General features: G+C 74.6%; 21 protein-coding genes. 15 read left to right on the forward strand and 6 right to left on the reverse strand.

Translation table 11 applies throughout. From position 1 onward, the window contains the following. Positions 1-17: 17 nt before the first annotated feature. The 4 genes from H7K62_RS00250 to H7K62_RS00265 all read left to right on the forward strand — a co-directional run bounded on the left by H7K62_RS00250 (position 18) and on the right by H7K62_RS00265 (position 5570). Positions 18-1655 carry an acyl-CoA carboxylase subunit beta gene (locus H7K62_RS00250; protein WP_370591523.1) on the forward strand — a complete coding sequence of 546 codons (1638 nt, stop codon included), beginning with the start codon at positions 18-20 and terminating at the stop codon, positions 1653-1655. Continuing rightward, positions 1652-1891, forward strand: coding sequence for an acyl-CoA carboxylase epsilon subunit (locus H7K62_RS00255; RefSeq protein ID WP_222436838.1), 240 nt, complete (start codon positions 1652-1654; stop codon positions 1889-1891). The genes H7K62_RS00250 and H7K62_RS00255 overlap by 4 nt, the downstream gene beginning before the upstream one ends. Positions 1892-2485: 594 nt before the next feature. Continuing rightward, the gene (locus H7K62_RS00260) at positions 2486-4585 is read left to right on the forward strand and encodes a TPM domain-containing protein (protein WP_186715344.1); all 2100 of its coding nucleotides are present in this window, start codon (positions 2486-2488) and stop codon (positions 4583-4585) included. Between the two features lies 1 nt (position 4586). Then, on the forward strand, positions 4587-5570 hold the full coding sequence (locus H7K62_RS00265) for an SMP-30/gluconolactonase/LRE family protein (RefSeq protein WP_186715346.1): 984 nt from the start codon (positions 4587-4589) through the stop codon (positions 5568-5570). A gap of 45 nt (positions 5571-5615) precedes the next feature. Here the strand turns inward: H7K62_RS00265 and H7K62_RS00270 are convergent, their stop codons facing one another. Continuing rightward, the gene (locus H7K62_RS00270; RefSeq protein WP_186715348.1) at positions 5616-6584 is read right to left on the reverse strand and encodes a methyl-accepting chemotaxis protein; all 969 of its coding nucleotides are present in this window, start codon (positions 6582-6584) and stop codon (positions 5616-5618) included. Continuing rightward, positions 6581-7117 carry a PAS domain-containing protein gene (locus H7K62_RS00275; RefSeq protein WP_186715355.1) on the reverse strand — a complete coding sequence of 179 codons (537 nt, stop codon included), beginning with the start codon at positions 7115-7117 and terminating at the stop codon, positions 6581-6583. The genes H7K62_RS00270 and H7K62_RS00275 overlap by 4 nt, the downstream gene beginning before the upstream one ends. 184 nt (positions 7118-7301) lie before the next feature. Here H7K62_RS00275 and H7K62_RS00280 point away from each other — a divergent pair, with 184 nt between their 5' ends. The 8 genes from H7K62_RS00280 to H7K62_RS00315 all read left to right on the forward strand — a co-directional run bounded on the left by H7K62_RS00280 (position 7302) and on the right by H7K62_RS00315 (position 16291). Then, positions 7302-8024, forward strand: a complete 723-nt coding sequence (locus tag H7K62_RS00280; protein WP_186715357.1) for a PspA/IM30 family protein — start codon at positions 7302-7304, stop codon at positions 8022-8024. Between the two features lie 68 nt (positions 8025-8092). After that, a complete protein-coding gene (locus H7K62_RS00285; RefSeq protein ID WP_186715359.1) occupies positions 8093-9283 on the forward strand; it encodes an AAA family ATPase in 1191 nt (396 codons plus the stop codon). Between the two features lie 74 nt (positions 9284-9357). After that, positions 9358-10464: an esterase-like activity of phytase family protein gene (locus tag H7K62_RS00290; protein WP_186715361.1), complete on the forward strand. Its 1107-nt coding sequence runs from the start codon at positions 9358-9360 to the stop codon at positions 10462-10464. Positions 10465-10487: 23 nt separating this feature from the next. Continuing rightward, complete coding sequence (locus tag H7K62_RS00295; RefSeq protein ID WP_370591524.1) at positions 10488-12227, forward strand: DUF885 domain-containing protein; 1740 nt, start codon at positions 10488-10490, stop codon at positions 12225-12227. A 294-nt stretch (positions 12228-12521) separates the two neighbouring features. Continuing rightward, entirely contained in the window at positions 12522-14015 is a 1494-nt protein-coding gene (locus H7K62_RS00300; protein ID WP_186715363.1) for a dicarboxylate/amino acid:cation symporter, read from the forward strand. A 19-nt stretch (positions 14016-14034) separates the two neighbouring features. Further along, positions 14035-14520 carry a GNAT family N-acetyltransferase gene (locus tag H7K62_RS00305; protein WP_186715365.1) on the forward strand — a complete coding sequence of 162 codons (486 nt, stop codon included), beginning with the start codon at positions 14035-14037 and terminating at the stop codon, positions 14518-14520. Positions 14521-14531: 11 nt separating this feature from the next. Continuing rightward, positions 14532-15215, forward strand: a complete 684-nt coding sequence (locus H7K62_RS00310; protein WP_370591526.1) for a Maf family protein — start codon at positions 14532-14534, stop codon at positions 15213-15215. A 68-nt stretch (positions 15216-15283) separates the two neighbouring features. Continuing rightward, positions 15284-16291 carry a TIGR03557 family F420-dependent LLM class oxidoreductase gene (locus H7K62_RS00315; RefSeq protein ID WP_186715367.1) on the forward strand — a complete coding sequence of 336 codons (1008 nt, stop codon included), beginning with the start codon at positions 15284-15286 and terminating at the stop codon, positions 16289-16291. Positions 16292-16371: 80 nt separating this feature from the next. Here the strand turns inward: H7K62_RS00315 and H7K62_RS00320 are convergent, their stop codons facing one another. The 3 genes from H7K62_RS00320 to H7K62_RS00330 form a co-directional block, all read right to left on the reverse strand. Continuing rightward, positions 16372-17265, reverse strand: a complete 894-nt coding sequence (locus H7K62_RS00320; RefSeq protein ID WP_370591527.1) for a glucose 1-dehydrogenase — start codon at positions 17263-17265, stop codon at positions 16372-16374. Between the two features lie 112 nt (positions 17266-17377). Then, positions 17378-17551 carry an MFS transporter small subunit gene (locus tag H7K62_RS00325; protein ID WP_186715369.1) on the reverse strand — a complete coding sequence of 58 codons (174 nt, stop codon included), beginning with the start codon at positions 17549-17551 and terminating at the stop codon, positions 17378-17380. Next, positions 17548-18912: an L-lactate MFS transporter gene (locus tag H7K62_RS00330; RefSeq protein ID WP_186716349.1), complete on the reverse strand. Its 1365-nt coding sequence runs from the start codon at positions 18910-18912 to the stop codon at positions 17548-17550. Before H7K62_RS00330 ends, H7K62_RS00325 begins: the two co-directional genes overlap by 4 nt. Positions 18913-19241: 329 nt before the next feature. Here H7K62_RS00330 and H7K62_RS00335 point away from each other — a divergent pair, with 329 nt between their 5' ends. Continuing rightward, complete coding sequence (locus H7K62_RS00335) at positions 19242-21080, forward strand: ATP-binding protein (protein ID WP_186715371.1); 1839 nt, start codon at positions 19242-19244, stop codon at positions 21078-21080. 32 nt (positions 21081-21112) lie between these two features. Here the strand turns inward: H7K62_RS00335 and H7K62_RS00340 are convergent, their stop codons facing one another. Beyond that, on the reverse strand, positions 21113-22534 hold the full coding sequence (locus H7K62_RS00340; protein WP_186715373.1) for an NAD(P)H-quinone dehydrogenase: 1422 nt from the start codon (positions 22532-22534) through the stop codon (positions 21113-21115). A 290-nt stretch (positions 22535-22824) separates the two neighbouring features. On the opposite strand from H7K62_RS00340, the gene H7K62_RS00345 reads away from it, so the two are divergent. After that, positions 22825-23481, forward strand: a complete 657-nt coding sequence (locus tag H7K62_RS00345; protein WP_186715375.1) for a hypothetical protein — start codon at positions 22825-22827, stop codon at positions 23479-23481. 25 nt (positions 23482-23506) lie between these two features. Next, positions 23507-23983 carry a gamma-glutamylcyclotransferase gene (locus tag H7K62_RS00350; RefSeq protein WP_139711912.1) on the forward strand — a complete coding sequence of 159 codons (477 nt, stop codon included), beginning with the start codon at positions 23507-23509 and terminating at the stop codon, positions 23981-23983. Positions 23984-24055 lie beyond the last annotated feature (72 nt).

Raw genomic sequence — 24055 nt, forward strand, 5'->3', positions numbered from 1 at the left:
CTGGCTACCCTCGCGGGGTGACTGTGACTCGCGGGAGCGACGGCGGACCCACCACCTCCACCGGACCGGACCTGACGACCACCGCGGGCAAGCTGGAGGACGCCCGCGCCCGCCGCGAGGCGACCCTGGCCCCGGGCTCGGCGCGGGCCGTGGAGCGCCAGCACGCCAAGGGCAAGCGCACCGCCCGCGAGCGCCTGGAGGCGCTGCTCGACGAGGACAGCTTCGTGGAGGTGGGCGCCCACACCCGCGCGCTGTTCGGGGACCCGGCGGCCGGGCGCACCGAGCGCCCCCCGACGGACGGCGTGGTGGCCGGCCACGGCACGGTGGACGGGCGCCCCGTCGTCGTCTACTCCCAGGACTTCACCGTCTCCGGCGGGTCGCTCGGGGAGGTGCACGCCTCGAAGATCGTCAAGGTGATGGACCACGCGCTGCGCGTGGGCTGCCCCGTCATCGGCATCAACGACTCCGGCGGCGCCCGCATCCAGGAGGGCGTCTCCTCCCTCGCCGGGTACGGCGACATCTTCCTGCGCAACGTGCGCGGCTCCGGCGTGGTCCCCCAGGTCTCGCTGATCATGGGGCCGTGCGCCGGTGGCGCCGTCTACTCCCCCGCCATCACCGACGCGGTGGTCATGGTCGAGGCGACCTCGCACATGTTCGTCACCGGGCCGGACGTCATCCGCACCGTCACCGGTGAGGACGTCGCCATGGAGGAGCTGGGCGGGGCGCACACGCACAACGCCGTCTCGGGCGTCGCGCACCACATGGCGCCGTCGGAGGACGACGCCATCACGTGGGTCAAGGACTGGCTGGCGCACCTGCCCAGCAACAACCTGTCCGAGCCGCCGGTGCTGGCGCCGCTGGACGACACCGACCCGCTGCTGGTCACCGACGCGGACCTCGAGCTGGACGCGCTCGTGCCCGACTCCGCCAACGTCCCCTACGACGTCCACGAGGTCATCGCGCACGTCCTGGACGACGGCGAGCTGCTCGAGGTCCAGGACCTGTTCGCGCCCAACGTGGTCATCGGGTTCGGGCGCGTGGAGGGGCACTCCGTCGGCGTCGTCGCCAACCAGCCCGCCCGGCTGGCGGGCACGCTCGACATCGACGCCTCCGAGAAGGCCGCGCGGTTCGTGAGGCTGTGCGACGCGTTCGGCATCCCGGTCATCACGCTGGTGGACACCCCCGGGTTCCTGCCGGGCACCGAGCAGGAGTGGAACGGCATCATCCGCCGCGGCGCCAAGCTGCTGTACGCCTACGCCGAGGCCACCGTCCCCAAGATCACCGTGATCACGCGCAAGGCGTTCGGCGGGGCGTACATCGTCATGGGGTCCAAGCACCTCGGCGCCGACGTCAACCTGGCCTGGCCGACGGCGCAGATCGCGGTGATGGGCGCGCAGGGCGCGGTGGAGATCGTGCACCGCCGCACGCTGTCGGCCGCCGCCGAGCAGGGCCACGACGTCGCCTCCGTGCGCGCCGGGCTGGTGCAGGAGTACGAGGAGCGCCTCGCCACGCCGTACGTGGCCGCCGAGCGCGGCTACGTCGACGACGTCATCGAGCCCTCCCAGACCCGCGCGCACGTGGTGCGGGCGCTGCGCGCGCTGCGCACCAAGCGCGAGCAGCTGCCCGCCAAGAAGCACGGGAACATCCCGCTGTGAGCGTGTCCGGCACCTCGGGCCCCTCCGAGGACGACGTCGTCAAGGTCGTCGCCGGAGGGCCGACCGAGGAGGAGGTCGTGGCGCTGGTCGCGGCGCTCGCCGCCGCGGCGTCGGTGCGCGGCGGAGCGGTGGAGCCCGACCCGGGCCCGGACCTGTGGGCTGACAAGCCCACCCTCCTGCGCGTGCCCCCCGCCCCGGGCCCCGGCGCGTGGCGCGCCGCCGCCTGGCGCCGCTGACGCCGCCCGACGCCGCCCGGGCCCTGGCACCTGGCCGCGGCTGACGCGGCTGGGCCTGGCACCTGGCTCGCGGCTGGTCGCCACACCCGCCTGCAGGTGACCGAGGTCAGTCGCGGACGCACCCCCGCACGAACGACGCACCCCCGCACCTGACCCCGGTCAGCTGCGGACGCACCGCCCCAGCAAGCACACACCGCACCTGACCGAGGTCACCCCCAGAAGTGACCGAGGTCAGTCGCGGACGCATTCCCGCACGAGCGACGCACCCCCGCACCTGACCCCGGTCACCTGCGGACGCACCGCCCCAGCAAGCACACACCGCACCTGACCGAGGTCACCCCCAGAAGTGACCGAGGTCAGTCGCAGGCGTCGACGACCGGTCAGCGACACGCGTCGGGCGCGAGCCGGCGCTGCACGGCCGCACTCGTCGTCGTCCCGGTCTGTCCTCGGCTGGTCCTCGGCTGGTCTGAGCCGGCGCTGGGACACCCTGCGCCCGAGCGGGGACGGGGACGGCGGAGGACGACGACGCGGGCCGGGTCCGGCGGTGCGGGCGCCCCGTGGACGGCGCCCGGGCGGCCACGGGAGGATCGGCGGGTGCCCCGCACCGCCCCCGCGCGCAGCCTGACGGCCGCCGTCCTCGCCCTCGTCTGGTCGCTCGTCGGCTTGCTGTGGCTGGCCGCACCGGCGCTCGCCGAGCCGCCGCAGCGCCTCGACAGCGCGATCACCGACACCGCCGGTGTGCTGGACGAGACCGCCACCCAGCAGCAGCTGGAGACCCTGCGCGACGCGGCGGGCATCGACCTCTCCGTGGTCTTCGTCGACTCCTTCGACGGCGAGCAGGGGCCGCAGTGGGCTCGCCAGACCGCGCAGGAGAGCGGCCTCAGCGGCAGCGACGTCCTGCTGGCGGTGGCGGTGCGGGACCGGTCCTTCGGGTACGAGGGGTTCAGCGGCGGCCGGCTCACCGAGTCGCAGGTGTCCTCCGTGATGGAGGGCGACGTCAAGCAGGCGCTGGGCCGCAGCGACTGGAACGGCGCCGTCACCGCCGCGGTCAACGGCCTGGGCCGCGCCGCCGACGGCAGCGGCTCCGGGACCTCGGCCAGCGGCGGCTCGAGCGGCTCGGGGTTCCCGGTGGGGCTCGTCGTCGTCGGGGTCGTGGTGGTGCTGGGCGTGGCCCTGCTGGTGCTGGGCCTGCTCTCCAGCGCGTCTCGCAGGCGACGCCGCGCGGGCCTGGCCGGCCCCCCCGGCGGTCCCGGCGCTCCGGGCGCCGGCGGGGGCGCGCCCCAGGCGCCGCCGGTGCCGCTGCCGGAGCTGGAGCGGCGGGCGTCGGCGGCGGTGGTGGCCGCCGACGACGCCCTCGACGGCTCCGACGCGGAGCTGGGCTTCGCCCGCGCGGAGTTCGGCGACGCGGCCACCGCCCCCTTCGTCGCCGCCGTCGAGCGCGCCCGCTCCGAGCTCGCCCAGGCGTTCGCGATCCAGCGCCGCCTGGCCGACGGCGCCGCCGCCGACCCCGTCGGCCGGCCGCTGGACGACGACGACCGCCGCGCCCTGCTCACCCAGCAGCTGCAGCACGCGCAGGCCGCCGACGCCGCCCTCGACGAGCAGAAGGACGCCTTCGAGGCGCTGCGCGACCTCCAGCGCCGCCTGCCCGACGTGCTGCCCGCCCTCGAGGCCGACCGCTCCCGCCTGGCCGACCGGCTGCCTGAGACCCGCCGGCGGCTGACGGACCTGCAGGCGCGCTACGCGCCGGCCGCGGTGAGCAGCGTCGACGGCGACGACGAGCACGCCTCCCGCCTGCTCGACCTGGCCGCCCAGGGCCTGGCCACCGCCCGCGAGCGCCAGGCCGCGGGGGCGGCCGGGGAGGCCGCCGTGGCCGTGCAGGCGGTGCGCGACGCGCTGCGGCGGGCCGGTGAGCTGCTCGACGCCGTGGACGCCCTCGGCCGCGACCTGCAGAGCTCGGTGGACTCGCTGCCGAGGGCGCTGGCGGAGCTGGACGCGGACCTCGCCGAGGCGCGCGCGGTGCTGGCGGCCGGCGGCGGCGCGTCCAGCAGCGACCTGGCCGGTGCCGTGGGGCGCGCCGAGCAGGCGGGGTCCTCCGCGCGGACGGACGGACAGCGGGACCCGCAGACGGCGCTGCGGCGCGTGCACGAGGCCGACTCCGGGCTGGACGCGGCACTGGCCGGTGCCCGCGAGGAGGGTCAGCGCGCCTCCCGGGCCCGGGCCCAGCTGGAGCAGGCGCTGCCGGCGGCCCGGGCCGAGGTGGCTGCCGCTCGGGCGGTGGTGCGCACGCGCCGCGGGGCGGTCGGCGGGCAGGCTCGGGCGCTGCTGGCGGGCGCCGAGGAGCAACTGGCCAGCGCCGAGCAGCTGGCCGGACCGGACCCGGTGCGGGCGCTGGCGGCGGCCCAGCAGGCCGACGCCCTGGCCGAGCGGGCCCAGCGCGAGGCCGACGACGACCTGGGCTCCTGGTCGGGCTGGGGCGGTGGGGGCGGGTCCCGCTACGGCAGCCGGTACGGCAGCAGCGGCTCCTTCGAGGGCGCGGTGATCGGCGGCGTCCTCGGCGGGATCCTGTCCGGAGGGGGCGGCGGGCGCTCCGGCGGCTTCGGCGGCAGCAGCAGCTGGGGCGGAGGTGGCGGAGGCTTCGGCGGTGGCGGAGGCTTCGGTGGTGGTGGGTCCTTCGGCGGCGGCGGGAGCTTCTGACATGGGTGACGACGACGACGCAGCCGCGGGCGCGGGCGCCCAGACCGGCGTCGACGAGGCGCTGGCGCCCCTGCTCGCCCCCGGCGCGCGGCTGGAGCACCTGGTGGGCGGGTCCACCTGGACCGAGGGCCCGGTGTGGCTGCCCGACGAGGGGAACGGCGGCGTGGTGAGGTTCAGCGACATCCCCGGGGACCGCATCCTCTTCTTCGAGCCCGCCACGGGTGCCAGCGGCGTGCACCGCAGCGGGGTGGAGCACACCAACGGCCGCGCCCGGTGGCCGGGCGGAGGCGTGGTGCAGTGCTCGCACGGGCTGCGCCGCGTCGAGCTCGAGCAGACCGGCCCGGACGGCGAGCCGGTGGTCACCGAGCTGGTCTCCTCCTACCGCGGGGCGCGGCTCAACTCCCCCAACGACGTCGTCGTCGACGCGGCTGGCTCGGTGTGGTTCACCGACCCCACCTACGGGCTGTTCCAGCCCGGGGAAGGGCACCCGGGCGAGCGCGAGTACGGCGGCTGCCACGTCTTCCGGCTCGACCCCGACGGACAGCTGGAGGCCGTGGCCACGGACTTCGAGCAGCCCAACGGCCTGGCCTTCTCCCCGGACGAGGCTCGCCTGTACGTGGCCGACACCGGCGTGATCAGCGACCGCGCCGGCGACAGCGCCCACCACGTGCGCGCGTTCGACGTCGTCGTCGGTGACGACGGCCGCCGGCACCTCACCGGCGGAGCCGTGCTGCACGTGTGCGAGCGGGGCGTGGTGGACGGGTTCCGGGTGGACGCCGAGGGCCGCCTGTGGTGCTCCAGCGAGGACGCGGTGCTGGTGCTCGCGCCGAGCGGCGCGCTGCTCGGGCGCATCGCGGTGCCGGAGAAGGTCTCCAACGCCTGCTTCGGCCCCGACAACGCCTCCGGCGGGCAGGACCTGTACGTCACCGCCTCGACGTCGCTGTACCGGATCGCCACGGCCGTGCGCAGCGCCGAGCCCCGCTGAGCGCACGGCTCAGCGGGTCTCGGCGGGGCTCGGCGGAGCAGCGCGTCAGCGGCGCATGCCGCTGAGGAGCTCGACCACCTGCTGCTCCAGCTGGCGGGCGGTGTCGGCCAGGCCGCGGACCCTGCCCTGGGCGGCGGTGTCGCCGCCGTCCACCGAGGTGGCCATGTCGGCGATGACCTCGCTCATCTGGGCGATGGTGTCGACCACCCGCGTGATGACGGCGACGGCGGAGCCGCTGGCCTGCTGGACGGCGTCGACCTGGGCCGTGACCTGCTCGGTGGCCCGGCCGGTCTGGTCGGCGAGGTCCTTGACTTCCGAGGCGACCACGGAGAAGCCCTTGCCGGCCTCCCCCGCGCGGGCGGCCTCGATGGTCGCGTTGAGCGCGAGCAGCCGGGTCTGGGAGGCGATGGAGCCGATGACGGCCACCACCTCGCGGATCCGGTCCGAGGAGGCCGAGAGGTCCTCCATGGTGCGGCGGGCGGCGTCCGCCTCGTCCGCGGCGTGCTGCGCGGAGGTGGTGGCCTGCGCGGCGGCCGCGCTGAGCACCTGCGTGGCCGCACCGACCTCGCGGGTGGTGGACACCGCTGACGCCTCGAAGTCGTCGGCGAGGGCGAGCCGCGCCACCCCGGCGCTGGCGACGTCCTCCGCGGCCCGGCGGACGGCGTCACCGCCGGAGTTGATGGTGATGGCGGCGGAGCGGAACGAGCCCGGCATGCCGCGCAGCAGGAAGCGGCGGTGGAAGCGGCCCTCCGCCGCGGCGGTCAGGGACGCGCTGGACTCGCGGACGAAGGCGTCGGCCACGTCGAGCGCGCCGTTGACCTCGTTGCGCAGGGCGTGGAGCTCGTCGGCGTGGGCGGCGTCCTCCAGGCCGGGGACGGACCGCACCCGCGCCTCGAGGTCGCCGGAGGCGACCGACTGGCAGGTGCGGCGCACCTCGGCGAGCAGCGCGCGGTGGACCTCCAGCTCGGCGGCCGTTCCCCCGCCCGCCTGGCCGCGGCGGAACAGCGGGCTCACCGCGCACCCGCCAGCTGCGGCTCGAGGGACCACACGAACTCGTCGTAGGAGCCGTGCGAGGCGGTGGCGAGCTGGGACAGCAGCGCCGCGCCGGCCGCCGTGGCCGCGCGGGCACCGGAGTGCTTGGCCTCCTCGGCCAGCACCCGCTGGTAGACGGGCTTGATGGCGGCCAGCGCCGCCGGGTGGGGGCTGCGGCGGTTGGAGTGGTACCCCACCACCGCGCCGGAGGCGTCGAAGGACGGCGTCACGTGGGCGAGCACCCAGTAGTGGGCGCCGTCGGCAGCGAGGTTCACCACGTAGGCGAACAGCTCCTGCTTGGCCTGCACCGTGTCCCAGAGCAGCTTGAAGACCGCGCGGGGCATGTCGGGGTGCCGGATCAGGTTGTGCGGCTTGCCGATCACCTGGTCCTCGGTGAAGGCGCCGATGCGGAGGAAGGACTCGTTGGCGTAGGTGATCCGGCCCTGGAGATCGGTCTTGCTCACGATGAGCTCGTCCGCCCCCAGCATCCGCTCCACCCCTGAAGGACTGGGCATGGTGGTTCTTCGGTGGACCACAAGATCGACTGAAGCCGCTGCGGCGACCGGCATCAGGACGGCGCGCAAGTGGGGACCTTGGTCCCGGTGCGGACACGCCTGGCGGCGCGTCCGCACCGTCGGCCATGCTGGGCGCGGTCACCGGTCGCAGCCGCGGCCGGCGCGGCGCGACGTGGGAGATGGCATGGCGCAGCAGTCGCTGCTGGGACGGGTCGGGCAGCTGGTCCGGGCGAACATCAACGCCCTGCTGGACCAGGCCGAGGACCCGCAGAAGATGCTCGACCAGATGGTCCGCGACTACACGCAGGCCATCCGCGAGGCCGAGCAGTCGGTGGCGCAGACCATCGGCGACCTGCGCCTCATGGAGGACGACCACGCCGAGGCGGTCGCCACCGCGAAGGAGTGGGGCGGCAAGGCGGCCGCCGCCTCCCGCAAGGCCGACCAGCTGCGCGGGGAGGGCAACGGCACCGAGGCCGACAGGTTCGACCAGCTGGCCCGCGTCGCCCTGCAGCGCCAGATCGACGCCGAGGGCCACGCGAAGGGCTTCGAGCCGCAGATCGCCTCCCGCACCGAGGTGGTCGAGAAGCTCAAGACCGGCCTGGAGGGCATGCGCCGCAAGCTGGAGGAGCTGAAGTCCAAGCGCGACGAGCTGGTGGCCCGCTCCCGGATGGCCGCCGCCCAGTCCCAGGTGCACGACGCCGTCAAGGCGGTCGACCTGCTCGACCCCACCAGCGAGGTGTCCCGCTTCGAGGAGAAGGTGCGCCGCGAGGAGGCCCGCGTGCGCGGCCAGGAGGAGCTGGCCGCCTCCAGCCTCGACGCGCAGTTCGAGGCGCTGGAGGCCGACGGGGACCAGACCGAGGTCGAGCTGCGGCTGGCCGCCCTCAAGGGCGGCACCTCCACCGACTGAGGGCTTGACAGGATTAGCGGAGATTATCTGTTGTTGATAAACTTTGCTAATCCTGTCAAGATCGAGGGGTGGACCGCGCGCGCAACCCCTACACGCCCAACGCCGGCGCACCCCCGCGGCACCTCGCAGGCCGCGCCTCGGAGGTGGAGGACTTCCGGACCCTCCTGAAGCGCCTCCAGCGCGGGTACACGGAGAAGTCCGTCGTCATCACAGGCCTTCGCGGCGTGGGGAAGACAGTGCTGCTGGGCGAGTTCCAGCGCATCGCCGACGACGAGAACTGGGTGGCGGTCGAGACCGAGGTCTCCAAGACGACCCGCTTCGGGCCGCAGATGGCGAACCTCGCCCGACGGGCCCTGCTCAAGACCTCACCCCGAGCCCGTTGGACCGAGCGCGTGACAGCAGCCGCCGCGGTGGTGAAGTCGTTCTCGTTGACCGTCCAGCCCGGCGGTTCCCTGACCGGCGGGCTCGACATCGAAGCCGAGCCCGGAGCAGCGGACACCGGTGACCTCAACGAAGACCTGGCCGACCTCTTCGAAGCCGTGGGCCGAGCGGCGAAGGCCCAGGGCCGAGGCGTGGTCTTCCTCTTCGACGAGGTCCAGTTCCTCGGGAAGCAGGAACTCGAAGCGCTCATCGGCGCCGTTCACCGCACCGTCCAGCGCCAGCTCCCCGTGACGTTCGCGGGGGCGGGACTACCTCAGCTCCCGGGACTGGCCGGTGACGCCAAGTCCTACGCCGAACGCCTCTTCCGCTTTCCCACCATCGGTGAGCTCGCAGGACCAGCGGCCGTCGACGCGCTGATCCAGCCGGCTCGTGCGGAGGGGGTCGCCTACGAGGACCGGGCGGTCGACCACATCGTCGACTACACCGAGGGGTACCCCTACTTCATCCAGGAGTACGGGCGGGCCGTCTGGGACCTGGCACAGGGGCGTTCCATCACGCACACCGATGCGGTCGAGGCACAGACCTTCGTCGAAGCAGAACTGGATGAGAGCTTCTTCAAGACGCGCGTGCAGCGCTCCACCCCCGAGGAGCTCCGGTACATGCGCGCCATGGCCGAGCTCGGTGCGCAGGCGCAGAAGGCCTCCGACGTCGCGGAGGTGCTCAACCGCACCTCAGAGCAGGTGGCGCCCCTGAGGGCGCGGCTCATCAACAAGGGCCTCCTGTACACGCCGCGCTACGGCTTCGCGCGGTTCACCGTCCCCCAGTTCGACAGGTTCATGCGGCGCCACATGGATCTGGACGCCGCACCGCCTGCCTGACGCTCATCCATCGTTCAGCCGGATGTCACCGGCCGGGAACGCGGGGACCGAGGGCGCCGACCACGGTGGGGGCCATGACGCTGGACCCCTGGCGCTCGCGCGCGGCCGCGACCGTCTCCACCCTGCTGGCGGGCCTGGTGCTGGCCGGGACCGTCGCGGGCCCGGTGGCGGTGGCCGCGGCGGGCCCGGAGGCGGCGGCGAGCGACCGCGCTGGCGCCTCGGCAGCCGGCCGGTGCTCGGCGGCGGTCTCGCTGACCGGGTACTCGGACGCACTCGACGGCACGACCTTCCAGGGGGTACCGGTCAGCGGCCTGTCCGCCCTGGGCGTGACCGGCCGCGGCGACGTGCTGGCGCTGTCGGACAGGTCGGCCCTGTTCACCCTGGGCCAGCGCTCGCACCGGCCCGAGCGCGTGGTGCGGCTGGCGGCTCCGGACGGCTCCACCCTCGACAGCGAGGGGCTGGCCGTGGACGGCGACGGCACGGTGTGGGTCTCCTCCGAGACCGGGCCGCGGGTGCTGCACCTGGCCGCCGACGGCTCCGTGCTGGGCGAGCTGGAGGTGCCGGCGGCGCTGCGGGTGGCCCCGGTGGGACGGGCGCAGGAGAACGCCTCCTTCGAGGGGCTGACGCTGTCCGCGGACCGGAAGGTCCTGCTCGCCGCCGACGAGGCGTCCCTGTCCGGGGACGCCGACGGCGTGGTGAGGTTCCAGACCTGGACGCGGCCCGACGCGTCGTCGTCGTTCTCCCCCGGCCCGCAGCTGGCGTACCGCGCGGACCCGGGCCTGGGCGTCTCGGAGGTGCTGCTCGCCCCGGACGGGCGCCTGGTCGTCCTGGAGCGCGGCTACCTCCCGGCCTACGGCAACACGGTCCGCCTCTACCTGGTGGACCCGCACCTCGCGGACGGGCGCGCGCACGACGTCAGCGGCACCGCGGAGCTCTCCCAGGACGACGACGCGGTGCTCGGCAAGCAGCTGCTGGCGGACCTCGTCACCTGCCCGTCGGGCGGTGCGAGGGCCCAGCAGCAGCAGGCGAACCCGCTGCTCGACAACGTCGAGGGCATGGCGCTGGTGGGGGCGGACGGGGACCGGCTGCGCCTGCTGCTCGTCAGCGACGACAACGGCCGGCCCAGCCAGACCACCCGGCTGCTCGACCTCGTGGTGCGCCTCCCCGCTGCCCACCGCTGACCGCCGACGCCTAGCGTGGGGCGGTGACCTCGAGCAACGCCCAGCAGCCCGCCGCGACGTCGAGCCAGCCCCGCCGCACGCCCTCCGCCGTCGACGCCTTCGCCGACAGCTACCTCGAGCAGTCCGTGGCCCTCGACCCCGACATGCGGGTCTGGTACGGCCTTCCGGGCCGGTCCGACGAGCCCACGGACGTCTCCCCCGAGGCGATCGGCGCCCGCGCCGACCACGCGCGCCGCACCCTCTCGGCCCTCGAGGCCCTCTCCGCCGACCCGTCCGTGGAGCTGGACGCCACCGACGAGGTCACCGTCGCCGCCATGCGCGACCGGCTCGGGCTGGAGGTGGCCGTGCACGACGCCGGCCTCGACGTCGGCGTCCTCAACGTCATCGACTCCCCCGTCCAGGGCACCCAGGAGGTCTTCGACCTCATGCCCACCGACACCGCCGACCAGTGGGCCGCCATCGCCTCGCGCCTGGGCCGCACGGACCAGCGGCTGGCGCAGTACCGCGCCTCGCTCGCGGCGGGGATCGCCGCCGGGCGCCCGCCGGCCCGCCGGCAGGTGGAGGCCGTGCTCGGACAGGTCGACGGCTTCGTGGCCGACGACGGCGCCTTCGCGCGGCTCGCGGCCAGCGCCCGCCCCGACGGGGCCGAGCCGTCGGCGGCGCTGTCGGCGGACCTGGCCGCGGGCGCTGGGACGGCGCGGGACGCCTACCGGGAGCTGGCCCGGCACCTGCGCGAGGACGTGCTGCCCGTCGCCCGTGAGACCGACGCCGTGGGCCGCGAGGAGTACGCGCTGCTCAGCCGCCACCACGTGGGCGCCACCCTCGACCTCGACGAGGCGTACGCGTGGGGCCTGGAGGAGGTCGCGCGCCTGGAGGCGGAGATGAGCGCCACCGCGCAGCGCATCTCCCCCGGGGCCAGCACCCGCGAGGCGATCGCCCTGCTGGAGGCCGACCCGTCCCGCCAGGTGGTGGGCAAGGACGCGCTGCAGGCCTGGATGCAGCAGCTCTCCGACAGCGCCGTCGAGGCCCTGGCCGGCACCCACTTCGACATCCCCGAGCCGGTGCGGCGCCTGGAGTGCCGCATCGCCCCGAGCTCGTCCGGCGTCATCTACTACACGCCGCCCACGGAGGACTTCTCCCGGCCGGGCCGCATGTGGTGGTCGGTGCCGCCGGGGGTGGAGCGCTTCGGCACGTGGCGCGAGCGGACCACCGTCTTCCACGAGGGCGTACCGGGCCACCACCTGCAGATCGGGCAGACGATGTACCGGTCCGCCACGCTCAACCGCTGGCGCCGGATGATGTGCTTCACCTCCGGCCACGCCGAAGGGTGGGCGCTGTACGCCGAGCGCCTCATGTCCGACCTGGGCTGGCTGGACGACCCGGCCGACCACCTGGGCATGCTCGACGGGTCGCTGTTCCGGGCGGCGCGCGTCGTCGTCGACATCGGCCTGCACTGCGGGCTCGAGGCCCCGGCGGAGCTGGGCGGGGGCACCTGGGACGCCGAGAAGGTGTGGACGTTCCTGTCGGGGCACACCTTCCAGGCCGAGGAGTTCCTGCGCTTCGAGCACCTGCGCTACCTGGGCTGGCCCGGCCAGGCCCCGGCGTACAAGCTCGGCGAGCGGGTGTGGCTGCAGCTGCGGTCCGAGGCGCAGCAGCGCGCCGCCGCGTCCGGTGGGGAGTTCGACCTCAAGGCGTGGCACCGGCGCGCGCTCGACGTGGGCTCGGTCCCCCTCGACGTGCTGCGCCACGCCCTCGCCGCCTGACGGGGAAAGTGCACGGGAAGTCCATGATCACGGCGGGGAGGGGGTCCCTGCCCTCCGTGATCATGGACTTCCGAAGCGCTGTCCGCAGGGTGGTGGCCCCAGGGAACAGATCGGGCTGGCGCGTTGCTGCGCCTCAGGTGCGCGCTGCCTGGGAGGCCTGCGGGCGCCGGGGCGAGGAGCTGACCCGGCGCCTCCACGTCGACCTCCTGCGTACCGCGAGCGACCGCTGTCGGTGACCGACGGCCCTGCGGGGCTGATCCGCGCCACCCCGTCGCTCGACCCGAAGGCTCACCCGTGTCCTCCACCGCTGCCCCTGACGCGCCCGCGCGCCCGCGCTCGTCGTCCCCGCTGTCCCGCCTGACGCGCATCCCGTTCGGCGCGCAGGTCATCGCCGGCCTCGTCCTCGGCGTCGTCCTGGGCCTGGTGGCCCGCAGCTTCGGCGGCGTCGACGCCGACGGCGCCCCCGTCAACTGGCTCGTCACCACCCTCGACACCGTCGGGTCGACGTTCGTCACGCTGCTCCTGGCGCTCGTGCCGCCGCTGGTGCTGCTGGCGGTCATCACCTCGATCGCCAACCTCCGGCACGTGGTGGGCGCCGCCCGCCTGGCCGGCCAGACGCTGCTGTGGTTCGCCATCACCGCCGCGGTGTCGGTGGCGATCGGCCTGACCATCGGCCTGCTCACCGACCCCGGCACCCGCTCTGGCGCCTCGGCCAGCAGCGCCTCCTACGACGGCCGCACGGGCTCGTGGCTGGACTTCCTCACCGGCATCGTCCCGTCCAACTGGCTCGGGCTGGGCGCGAGCACCTCCACGCAGGTCGCCGGCGACTCGGTGACCAGCCTCGCCGTCACCTCGACGACGTCGCTGAAGTTCAACGTCCTGCAGCTCATCGTCATCGCGATCGCCGTCGGCGTCGCGGCCCTCAAGACCGGCGAGAAGGCGGAGCCGTTCCTGGCCTTCGCGCGCAGCGCCCTCGCCGTCGTCCAGACGGTGCTGTGGTGGGTCATCCGCCTCGCCCCGCTCGGCACCGTCGGCCTGCTGGGCACGGCCGTGGCGACCTACGGCTGGGACGCGCTCAGCCCGCTGGGCGTCTTCGTCGTCGACGTCTACGTGGGCCTGGCGCTGGTGCTCTTCGTGCTCTACCCGGTGCTGCTCAAGGCCCACGGCCTGGGCGTGCGCCGCTTCTTCGCGGGCGCGTGGCCGGCGATCTCGCTGGCGTTCGTCTCGCGCTCCTCGGTGGGCACCATGCCCGTGACCGAGCGCGTCACCGAGCGCAACCTCGGCGTGCCGCGCGCGTACACGAGCTTCGCGGTGCCGCTGGGCGCCACCACCAAGATGGACGGCTGCGCCGCGATCTACCCGGCCATCGCCGCGATCTTCGTGGCGGGGTTCTTCGGGGTGCCGCTGGACTGGACCGACTACCTGCTCATCGCCTTCGTCTCCGTGGTCGGTTCCGCGGCGACGGCGGGCCTGACCGGCGCCACGGTGATGCTCACGCTGACGCTGTCGACGCTGGGCCTGCCGCTGGCGGGCGTGGGCCTGCTGCTGGCCATCGACCCGATCCTCGACATGGGCCGCACCGCGGTGAACGTGGCAGGGCAGGCGCTCGTGCCGACCATCGTCGCGAAGCGCGAGGGCATCCTCGACCGCGAGCGCTACGACGGCCGCACCGTGCCGACGTTCCTGTCCGAGGGCGAGGAGCGGGCTGCCGAGGCCCGCGCCGCCCAGGGCACCGACGACGCGCTCGTCGGCGCCGGCTCGAACGGCTCCCCCGCCGCACGCGCCTGACGCTGCAGACTGCGGCCTCGTGAGCACCGGTCCCGAGGTCAGCGCCATCACCATCGAGCCCGCGCCGCCGACCGCCCCCGAGGCGGTGGCGGCGCGGGCGTCGTTCTCCGCGGACGTGTCCGCCGCCATGGGCGCCACCTGGCAGCTGCCGCCTGACGCCGACGGCGACCTGGCCGGCGCCGACGGCGCGTTCTGGCTCGCCCGGGGTGACGGCGAGGTGCTCGGCTGCGTCGGCGCCCGGGCCGTCGACCTGGCGGACGGGCCGGCCGTGGAGGTGAAGCGCCTGTGGGTCTCGTCCGCGGCGCGCGGCCTGGGGCTCGGCGGCCGGCTCCTGACCACCGTCGAGGACTGGGCCCGGGCGCGCGGCGTGGCGCGCCTGGTGCTCGACACCCGCTCCGAGCTCGGCGCCGCGACGCGGCTGTACCGCCGCACCGGCTGGACCGAGGTGCCCGCGTACAACAACAACGCGGACGCCCAGCTCTGGTTCTCCAAGCCGCTCGGCTAGCGTCGCCGCCCGTGACCGCTGCTGCCCCCGCCGCACCCAGCCCCGTGCGCCTCCTGCTGGCCTCCGCCTCCCCCGCCCGCGCCGCGACGCTGCGCTCCGCCGGCGTGGAGCCGCTGGTGCTCGTCTCGGGCGTGGACGAGCCCGCGGTGGTCGAGCGCTACGGCGTCACCGACCCGCAGGACGTCGCGCTGGTGCTGGCCAAGGCCAAGGCCGAGGACGTCGCCGCCCGCTGGGAGGAGGCCGACGGCGCCCCGGACGACGGCGTGCTCGTGATCGGGTGCGACTCCGTGCTGGAGCTGGACGGTGAGGCGTTCGGCAAGCCCGCCGACGCCGCGCAGGCCCTCGAGCGGTGGAAGGGCATGCGCGGGCGCTCTGGCGTGCTCCACACCGGTCACTGGCTCATCGACGCTCGCGAGGACGACGACGGCCCGGTCACCGGCGCCACGCTGGGCGCCGTCGCCTCGACCACGGTGCACTTCGCGGACGTCTCCGACGCCGAGCTGGAGGCCTACGTGGCCACCGGCGAGCCGCTGGCGGTGGCGGGCGCGTTCACCCTCGACGGCCTCGGCGGCGCGTTCGTGAAGGGGGTCGAGGGAGACCCGCACACCGTCGTCGGCATCGGGCTGCCGCTGCTGCGCGAGCTGCTCGCCGAGGTCGGCGTCCGCTGGACCGACCTCTGGTCGCCCCGCGCCTGACCCCCGCTCCCCCGCTCCTCGCAGCCGGGCGCCCGGTTGCGCGCGGAGGGGCTGGGTAGGGGCCGGGCATGTCGTCAGCGACCCCCGCACCCTCCGGCCTCAAGGTCGGCTACAAGCTCGCCACCGAGGCGTTCGACCCGAAGGAGGTCGTCCGCCAGGCCGTGGCCGCCGAGCAGGCCGGCTTCGACTTCGTGGAGATGAGCGACCACTACCACCCGTGGCTGGAGAGCCAGGGGCACTCCGGGTTCACCTTCGCGATGTTCGGGACCATCGCCGCGAAGACCGAGCGGATCGGCCTGGTGACCGGCGTGACGTGCCCGTCCTACCGGTACCACCCGGCGATCGTCGCGCAGGCCGCCGCCACCCTGCAGATCCTCTCCGACGGGCGCTTCACCCTCGGGGTCGGCGCTGGTGAGCGCCTCAACGAGCACGTCATCGGCGAGCCGGCGTTCCGCGGCGTGCACGAGCGCCACGAGCGGTTCCGCGAGGCCCTCGAGATCATCCGCCTGCTGTGGCAGGGCGGGTACCAGAGCTACTCCGGCAAGCACCTGCAGCTGGAGGACGCCCGCGTCTTCGACCTGCCCGAGACCCTGCCGGTCATCGCCGTGGCCGGCTCGGGCCCGGCCTCGGCGAAGCTGGCCGCGGACCTGGGCGACGGGCTGTTCGGCACCGAGCCCGACGCCTCGTTCGTCAGCGCCTGGAAGGGAGACGGCGGCTCCGGTCCCGTCTACGGCGAGGTGCCGCTGGCGTGGGCGAAGACCGAGGGCGAGGCCGTGGACGCCGTGCTGGAGAAGACGCGCTGGGCCCTGACCGGCTGGAAGGTCATGGCCGAGCTGCCCAACCCCGTGAACTTCGACGCCGCCTCCGCCTTCGTCACGAAGGCCGACGTCGCGGGGCAGTTCGCGTGCGGCCCGGACCTCGCGAAGCACGTGGCGAACGGCCAGCAGTTCGTCGACGCCGGGTACGACCACCTCGTGGCGCAGAACGCCGGTCCGGACCCCGACGGGTTCCTGGAGTTCGCGGCCTCCGAGCTGATCCCCGCGTTCCGGGCGCTCACGCCGTCGTCGTCCTCCTGACCCCGCTCCCCTCGTGATCATGGGAGTTGTGCCTACCGGGTGGTAGGCACAACTCCCACGATCACGGACGGGAAAGAGGATCAGGGGGTGGGCATGCCACCGGTGATGGAGAGCGTCGAGCCGGTCGTGTAGCTGGAGTCGTTCGAGGCCAGGTACACGTAGGCGGCGCCGTACTCCGCCGGCTGGCCGGGCCGCGCCAGCGGCGTCTGGGCGCCGAACTCCGGCAGCGCCGACTCCGGCTGGCCGCCGGCCGGCTGCAGCGGCGTCCACACCGGCCCGGGGGCCACCGCGTTGACGCGGATCCCCTTCTCGGCCAGCTGCGCCGCGAGCGCCTTGGTGAAGGCGTTGATGGTGGCCTTGGTGCTGGCGTAGTCGACCAGGGTCGGCGAGGGCTGGTAGGCCTGCACGGACGTCGTGTTGATGACGGAGGCACCCGCCGGCAGGTGCTTCACGGCCTCCTGGGTGATCCAGAACATCGCGTAGACGTTGGTCTTGAACGTCTCGTCGAACTGCTCGGACGTGATGTCCAGGACCGACTCGCGCGCCTGCTGCTTGCCCGCGTTGTTGACGAGGACGTCGATGCCGCCGAAGGCCTCGACGGTGCTGGTCACCAGCGACCGGGCGAAGGCCTCGTCCTTGATGTCACCGGGCAGTGCGAGGGCCTTGACGCCCTCCTTCTCGATGAGCGCGATGACCGCGTCGGCGTCCCGCTGCTCCTCGGGCAGGTAGGAGATGGCGACGTCGGCGCCCTCGCGGGCGAACGCGATCGCCGCGGCGCGGCCGATGCCGCTGTCGCCACCGGTCACGAGCGCGCGGCGGCCGGTGAGCTTGCCGCTGCCGCGGTAGCTGTCCTCCCCGTGGTCGGGGGTGGGGTCCATGCCCCAGGCCTGGCCCGCGCCGGGCTGGGCCTCCTGGTCGAACTCGGGCTGGGGGTAGCGGGTGGTCGGGTCGATGAGGTCAGGGGTGCTGGTCACCGACGTCCCCTACCCGCCGGACGCCCCTCCACGCTGATCCAGTGCTGAGACCGGGGACAGCGCGGTGGGGCGGCCGGCGGGCCCGTCCTGCGGCGGCGGCCCGAGCGACCGGTCAGCCGCCGAAGAGCTGGCTGGCGCGGGCGACGGTCTGCACCACCCCGTAGAGCAGACCACCGCTCACCAGCACCCACAGGACGACGGCTGCGGCCTTGGCCGTGCCCTGCCCGGTCCCCGCGCCCGACGCCGCCGTCCTGCTCGACCCACCGCTGGTCTGGCTGGTGCTCACCGGCTCCTCGCCTCCTCGCGCGCCCCCGCGGCGCTGCTGTCGTCAGCGCGCTGCGCGCGCGGCTCCTGGAACTTCGGGTCCACCGGCTTGACCAGCGCGTTGGCGATGAAGCCGACCACCAGCACGCCGACCATCACCGACAGCGGCAGCCGGTAGGCCCCGGCTCCGCTGGACTCCCCGCCCGCGGCGTCGACGAGGGTGTTGACGATGAGCGGCCCGGCGACACCGGCCGCCGACCACGCCGTCAGCAGGCGCCCGTGGATGGCGCCCACCTGCAGACCGCCGAAGAGGTCCTTGAGGTAGGCCGGGATCGTGGCGAAGCCGCCGCCGTAGAAGCTGAGGATGATCCCGGTGAGCAGCACGAAGACGACGACGGACGAGGTGCCCAGCAGCACCGCGCCGAGGTAGAGGACCGCGCCCACGCCGAGGTACAGCATGTAGATGCGCTTGCGGCCGATGACGTCCGACGTGGAGGACCACACGAAGCGGCCCGCCATGTTGCACAGCGACAGCACCCCGACGTAGCCGGCGGCCGCGGCCGGCGTGATGCCCGAGAAGAACGTCTGCACCATGGGCGAGGCGGTCTCGAGGATGCCGATGCCGGCGGTGACGTTGGTGAACAGGACCACCCACAGCAGCCAGAACTGCGGCGTGCGGAGGGCGTTGCGCGCCGTGACGTCACCGACCGAGCGCAGCCCGCTGGCCTGCTGCGGCGGGGTCCAGCCCGCCGGGCGCCAGTCCTTGGCGGGCACCCGCACCACGAAGGCGCCGAGCAGCATGAGCACGAGGTAGATGGCGCCGAGGGTCAGGAAGGTCGGTGCGACGGCGTCCTGCGGCTGGGCGGCGTAGGCGCCGAGCAGGCGGTTGGACAGCGGGCTGGCGATGAGCGCACCGCCGCCGAAGCCCATGATCGCCAGGCCGGTGGCCAGGCCCGGGCGGTCGGGGAACCACTTGATGAGCGTGGAGACCGGGGAGATGTACCCCAGGCCCAGGCCGATGCCGCCGACCACGCCGTAGCCGAGGTAGACCAGCCACAGCTGGCCGGCGGCGACGCCCGCGGCTCCGATGAACAGGCCGCCGCAGAAGAACAGCGCCGCCGCGACCATCGTCTTGCGGGGCCCGTTGCGCTCCACCCAGGTGCCGCCGAACGCCGCCGCCAGGCCGAGCATGACGATGGCGATCGAGAAGATCACCGCGATCGGCGTCCCCTCCACGCCGAAGCGGTCCTGCAGGGGCGTCTTGAAGACGCTGAAGGCGTACACCTGCCCGATCGACAGGTGCACCGCCAGGGCCGCCGGCGGGATGAGCCACCGGCTGTAGCCGGGTGGCGCCACGGTCCGCTCACGGTCCAGGAACGACAGCGCTGCCACCGTCCACCTCCTCGCACCGCGCGACCCCGGGCCACGGCGGCGTCAGACTCCTCGGGCCGGCCCTCGCTGGACGACCCGTCCCGCGCACTGTGCCCCCGCTGTGGGCTGGCTGCGAGTCGAAGGTGCCCCGGTCGGAGGTCCGTCGACCCTGGACGGGTCGCGGGTGGACGTGCTCGTGGTCGACCCCGAGCACCTGGCGGTTAGGCTGCTCCGCCGGGATGCCCGCCGGGGGCGCCCGGAGAGCAGGGCGGAGGCGAGGCGTGGTCACCGAGCGTCGCAGCAGCGGTGGGCGCACGGGGGGTCGCGAGCAGAGCCGCAGCGTGACCAAGGTCCTGGTCGCCAACCGCGGCGAGATCGCCGTCCGCGTGATCAGGGCCTGCAAGGACGCCGGCATCGGCTCCGTCGCGGTCTACGCCGAGCCGGACCGGCACGCCCTGCACGTGGAGCTCGCCGACGAGGCGCACGCCCTGGGCGGCACCACCTCCGCCGAGTCGTACCTGCGCGCCGACCTCCTGCTCGAGGTCGCGGCCCGCTCCGGCGCCGATGCCGTCCACCCCGGCTACGGGTTCCTCTCGGAGGACTCCGGCTTCGCCCGCGCCGTGGTCGACGCCGGCCTGACCTGGATCGGCCCGCCGCCCGCCGCCATCGAGGCCCTCGGCGACAAGGTCTCCGCCCGCGAGATCGCCGAGAAGGTCGGCGCTCCCCTGGTCTCCGGCACGCCCGGCCCCGTCAGCGGCGTGGACGAGGTGCTGGCCTTCGTCGACGCGCACGGCCTGCCGGTGGCCATCAAGGCCGCCTACGGCGGCGGGGGTCGCGGCCTCAAGGTGGCGCGCACCCGCGAGGAGGTCGGCGAGCTGTACGAGTCGGCCGTCCGCGAGGCCGTGGCGGCCTTCGGGCGCGGCGAGTGCTTCGTGGAGCGCTACCTCGACGAGCCCCGGCACGTGGAGACGCAGTGCCTGGCGGACTCCCACGGCGGCGTCGTCGTCGTGTCCACCCGCGACTGCTCGCTGCAGCGCCGTCACCAGAAGCTGGTGGAGGAGGCGCCCGCGCCCTTCCTCACGCAGGCGCAGGAGACGTCGCTGCGCGAGGCGTCCAAGGCGATCCTGCGCGAGGCGGGCTACGTCGGCGCCGGCACCTGCGAGTTCCTCGTGGCCAAGGACGGCACGGTCTCCTTCCTCGAGGTGAACACGCGCCTGCAGGTGGAGCACCCGGTGACCGAGGAGGTCACCGGCATCGACCTGGTGCGCGAGCAGTTCCGCCTGGCCGCCGGCGAGCCGCTCGGCTACGACGACCCGCCCGCGCGCGGCCACAGCTTCGAGTTCCGCATCAACGGCGAGGACCCGGGCCGGGGCTTCCTGCCCGCCCCCGGCACCGTCAGCCGGTTCGAGGCGCCGTCCGGCCCCGGCGTCCGGGTGGACGCCGGCATCCGCAGCGGCGACGTCGTCTCCGGCGCGTTCGACTCCCTGCTCGCCAAGCTGGTGGTCACCGGCGCCACCCGCGAGCAGGCGCTGCAGCGCGCCCGTCGCGCGCTGGCGGAGATGGCCGTGGACGGCATGCCGACCGTGCTCCCGTTCCACCGCCTCGTCGTGGACGACCCGGCCTTCACCGCGGTCGACCCGGCTGCGGCCGCGTCAGCCCCGTCCTCGGCGGCGGCCGTCGGGCAGGCGGAGCTGTTCCGGGTGCACACGCGCTGGATCGAGACCGCCTGGACCGGCTCGACGGCGCCGTGGTCCGGCCCCGCGCCGGAGGCCGCCGACCCGGCGGACGCCGAGCGCTCCACCGTGGTGGTGGAGGTGGCCGGCAAGCGCCTCGAGGTGACCCTGCCCGGCTGGGTCATGGAGGCCGGCGCGCAGGTCGGCGGTGCCGTGCAGTCGGCGCGCCGGCAGCAGAAGCGGCCCCGCAACGCCGCGGCCGCCGCGAAGGCCGCCGGCGGCGACGCCCTCGTGGCGCCGATGCAGGGCACGCTCGTCAAGGTGGCCGTCGAGGAGGGGCAGAGCGTGGTCGCGGGAGACCTCGTCGTCGTCCTCGAGGCCATGAAGATGGAGCAGCCGCTGACCGCCCACAAGGACGGCGTGGTCACGGGCCTCAAGGCCGCTGTCGGCGACACCCTCACCACCGGCGCCGTGATCTGCACCCTCAAGGACGCCCCGGCCAGCTGACGGCCGGCGCTCGCCGGTCGGCGGTCAGGCCGTCAGGTGGCGACGTGCAGGCGGCGGGCCGCCTCGGCCACCGAGCCGGACAGCGACGGGTAGACCGTGAAGGCGTGCGCCACCTGGTCGACGGTCAGGCCGTGCTCGACCGCGAGCGCCACCGGGAAGATCAGCTCCGAGGCGCGCGGTGCGCAGACGACGCCTCCGAGCACCCGGCCGGACCCGGTGGAGGCGAAGAGCTTCACGAAGCCGTCGCGGATGCCCAGCATCTTGGCGCGGGCGTTGCCGGCCAGCGGCAGCATGAGCACCTCGCCGTCCACCTCACCGGACTCCACCTGCTCCTGGCTCCAGCCGACGGTGGCGATCTCGGGGGCGGTGAAGATGTTCGCGGAGACCTTGCGCAGCCGCAGCGGGCTGACGGCGTCACCGAGGGCGTGCCACATGGCGGTGCGCCCCTGCATGGCCGCCACGGACGCCAGCGGGAGCACACCGGTGCAGTCACCGGCGGCGTAGACGCCGCGCGCGGAGGTCCGCGAGACCCGGTCGACCTCGACGTGCCCGCTCTCGGAGAGCTGCACGCCGGCCTCCTCCAGGCCGATGCCGGCGGTGTTGGGCACCGACCCCACCGCCATGAGGCAGTGCGACCCGCGCACCTCACGGCCGTCCTCGAGGGTCACCACCACCCGGTCGCCCTCGCGCCGCGCGGCCTTCGCCCGCGAGCGCCCCATGAGCTCCATGCCGCGGCGGCGGAAGACGTCCTCGATGACCTCGGCCGCGTCGGCGTCCTGCCCCGGCAGCACGCGGTCGCGGCTGGAGACGAGGACGACGTCGGAGCCGAGCGCGTCGTAGGCGCTGGCGAACTCGGCGCCCGTCACGCCGGAGCCGACGACGACGAGCCGCTCGGGGATGCTCTCCAGCTGGTAGAGCTGCTTCCAGGTGAGGATGCGCTCGCCGTCCGGTTTCGCGGAGTCCATCTCGCGCGGCGAGGAGCCGGTGGAGACCAGGGTGATGTCGGCCTGCAGGGTCTCGCTGCCGCCGCCCTCGAGGTCGGCGACCACGCGCTCGGTGCCGTCGAGCCGGCCGGAACCGCGTAGGACGCGCACGCCCTCGGCGGCGAGGCGGCGCTCGATGTCGGCGGACTGCGCCTCGGCGAGCTTGCGCACGCGGGCGTTGACCCGGCCCAGGTCGACGGTGATGGGCTCCTTGGTCTCCGGGTCGCCATCGCTGCCGGGGAAGCGCAGCCCCAGCTCCTCGGCCTCGGCGGCGAGGTTCATGACCTCGGCGACGGAGATGAGGGTCTTGGAGGGGACCACGTCGGTGAGGACGGTGGAGCCGCCCATCCCGGCGCGTTCGACGACGGTGGTCTCGGCCCCGAGCTGCGAGGCGACCAGCGCCGCCTCGTACCCCCCGGGACCTCCACCGATGACCACGACGCGCGGCGCTCGACCAGGCACGGACGTCATCTTCGCAGCCCGAGGCGGCCGGGGGTGCAGGCGGCATCCTCACACCGCCCGGACGGTCGACGCACGCCGGCCTCGTCCGTCCCTCCGGCCCACCCCCGGCCACTCCGCGTGTCCGGTGCAGGGTGCTCGGAGGATCGGCCCCTTGGGAGTGACCGGTCCGTCACTCCGAAGGGGCCGATCCTCCGAGCACCACGACTCGATCACCCCGCTCCCCTGCCCGAGGGGCGGGCTGCGAGCGCACCTGTGGACGGCGCCAGCGGTGGCCACAGCACGGGGGCCAGCCTGGGGCGGTGCACCCCGCCTCGCTGCTCCCGCCAGAGCTGGCCGACAGACCGTTCCGGGTCTCCGAGGCCCTGGCGCTCGGTGTGACGCCGAAGCGCCTGCGCAGCGCCGACCTGTGGGCCCCGTTCCGAGGCGTCCGCGCGCCCGTCTCCCTGGGCTGGAGCCCTCTCCTGCGCGCTCGGGCCGGGCTGCTCGTCTGCCCGCCGGGGACGTCGGTGGTCGGGCTGCACGCGGTCGCAGCGGCGGGACTCGTCCTGCCGTACGGCTTCGAGGCGGTGCTGGCCGACGAGCCGCTGCTCGTGCGCGTCCCGCTGTCGACGTGGCACTGGAACTGGTCGCGGGTCGGCTTCGCCGTCGACCCCGCTCCCCTGCCGGCCACCGTGCCCAGGGTCACCGATGACGGTGCGCGGCGCCCGGCCGACGCCCACCTGTGGGCGCGCGTGGTCGCCTGGCCGTCCCCCCGTCTGCACCGCCTGCGACACCGCCCCTACGCGCTCACGCTGGGAGCGCAGGTCGTCGAGCGGCTCGGCGGAGACCTCGCGCCTCTGCAGGACGCCGTCCTCGTGCTCCCCCAGGGGGTGCGGCACCGGCTGGTGCCGCTCATCGCGGAGCTCGCCAGGACGACGGCGAGGACGGTGGAAGACGGCGGTTCCGGGCGCAGGTGAGCGACTGCTCGCTACCCTCCCGCTCATGGCGCTGTACGCGGCGTACGCCAGCAACCTGCACCCCGAGCGGATGTCCGTGCGGGCGCCGCACTCACCCCTGGAGCAGACGGGCTGGCTGCGCGGCTGGCGCCTGACGTTCGGCGGGGAGGAACGCGGCTGGGACGGGGCGCTCGCCACGGTCGTGGAGGTGCCCCCCTCGGAGGACCCCGACGCCGAGGTCGAGCACCAGGTGTTCGTGGCCCTGTACGACCTGACCGACGCCGACGCGGAGCAGCTGGACCAGTGGGAGGGCGTCGACATCGGTCTCTACACCAAGGTCAAGGTGCGGGTGGACACCCTCGAGGGCGAGCGGCTCGCCTGGACGTACGTGCTCGACGACTACGAGGGCGGCCTCCCGAGCGCCTTCTACCTGGGGATGCTGGCCGACGCCGCCGAGGCCGCCGGCGCCCCGGACGACTACGTGGCCGAGCTGCGCTCGCGCCCCTGCCGCTCGGTCGGCTGACCCCGCACTGAGCCCGCACTGAGCCCACGGGGCGCCCGCCGCGCAGGGCTCGCGCGCGCCTGCCAGTACGGT

Source organism: Quadrisphaera sp. RL12-1S, assembly GCF_014270065.1.
GTDB lineage: Bacteria > Actinomycetota > Actinomycetes > Actinomycetales > Quadrisphaeraceae > Quadrisphaera.

Excerpts from the sequence above, each read along its gene's own strand:
- H7K62_RS00265 (WP_186715346.1), top strand. The coding sequence starts at position 4,587 with ATGGGTGACGACGACGACGCAGCCGCGGGCGCGGGCGCCCAGACCGGC.
- H7K62_RS00275 (WP_186715355.1), bottom strand. The coding sequence starts at position 7,117 with ATGCCCAGTCCTTCAGGGGTGGAGCGGATGCTGGGGGCGGACGAGCTC.
- H7K62_RS00280 (WP_186715357.1), top strand. The coding sequence starts at position 7,302 with ATGGCGCAGCAGTCGCTGCTGGGACGGGTCGGGCAGCTGGTCCGGGCG.
- H7K62_RS00290 (WP_186715361.1), top strand. The coding sequence starts at position 9,358 with ATGACGCTGGACCCCTGGCGCTCGCGCGCGGCCGCGACCGTCTCCACC.
- H7K62_RS00315 (WP_186715367.1), top strand. The coding sequence starts at position 15,284 with ATGTCGTCAGCGACCCCCGCACCCTCCGGCCTCAAGGTCGGCTACAAG.
- H7K62_RS00340 (WP_186715373.1), bottom strand. The coding sequence starts at position 22,534 with ATGACGTCCGTGCCTGGTCGAGCGCCGCGCGTCGTGGTCATCGGTGGA.
- H7K62_RS00350 (WP_139711912.1), top strand. The coding sequence starts at position 23,507 with ATGGCGCTGTACGCGGCGTACGCCAGCAACCTGCACCCCGAGCGGATG.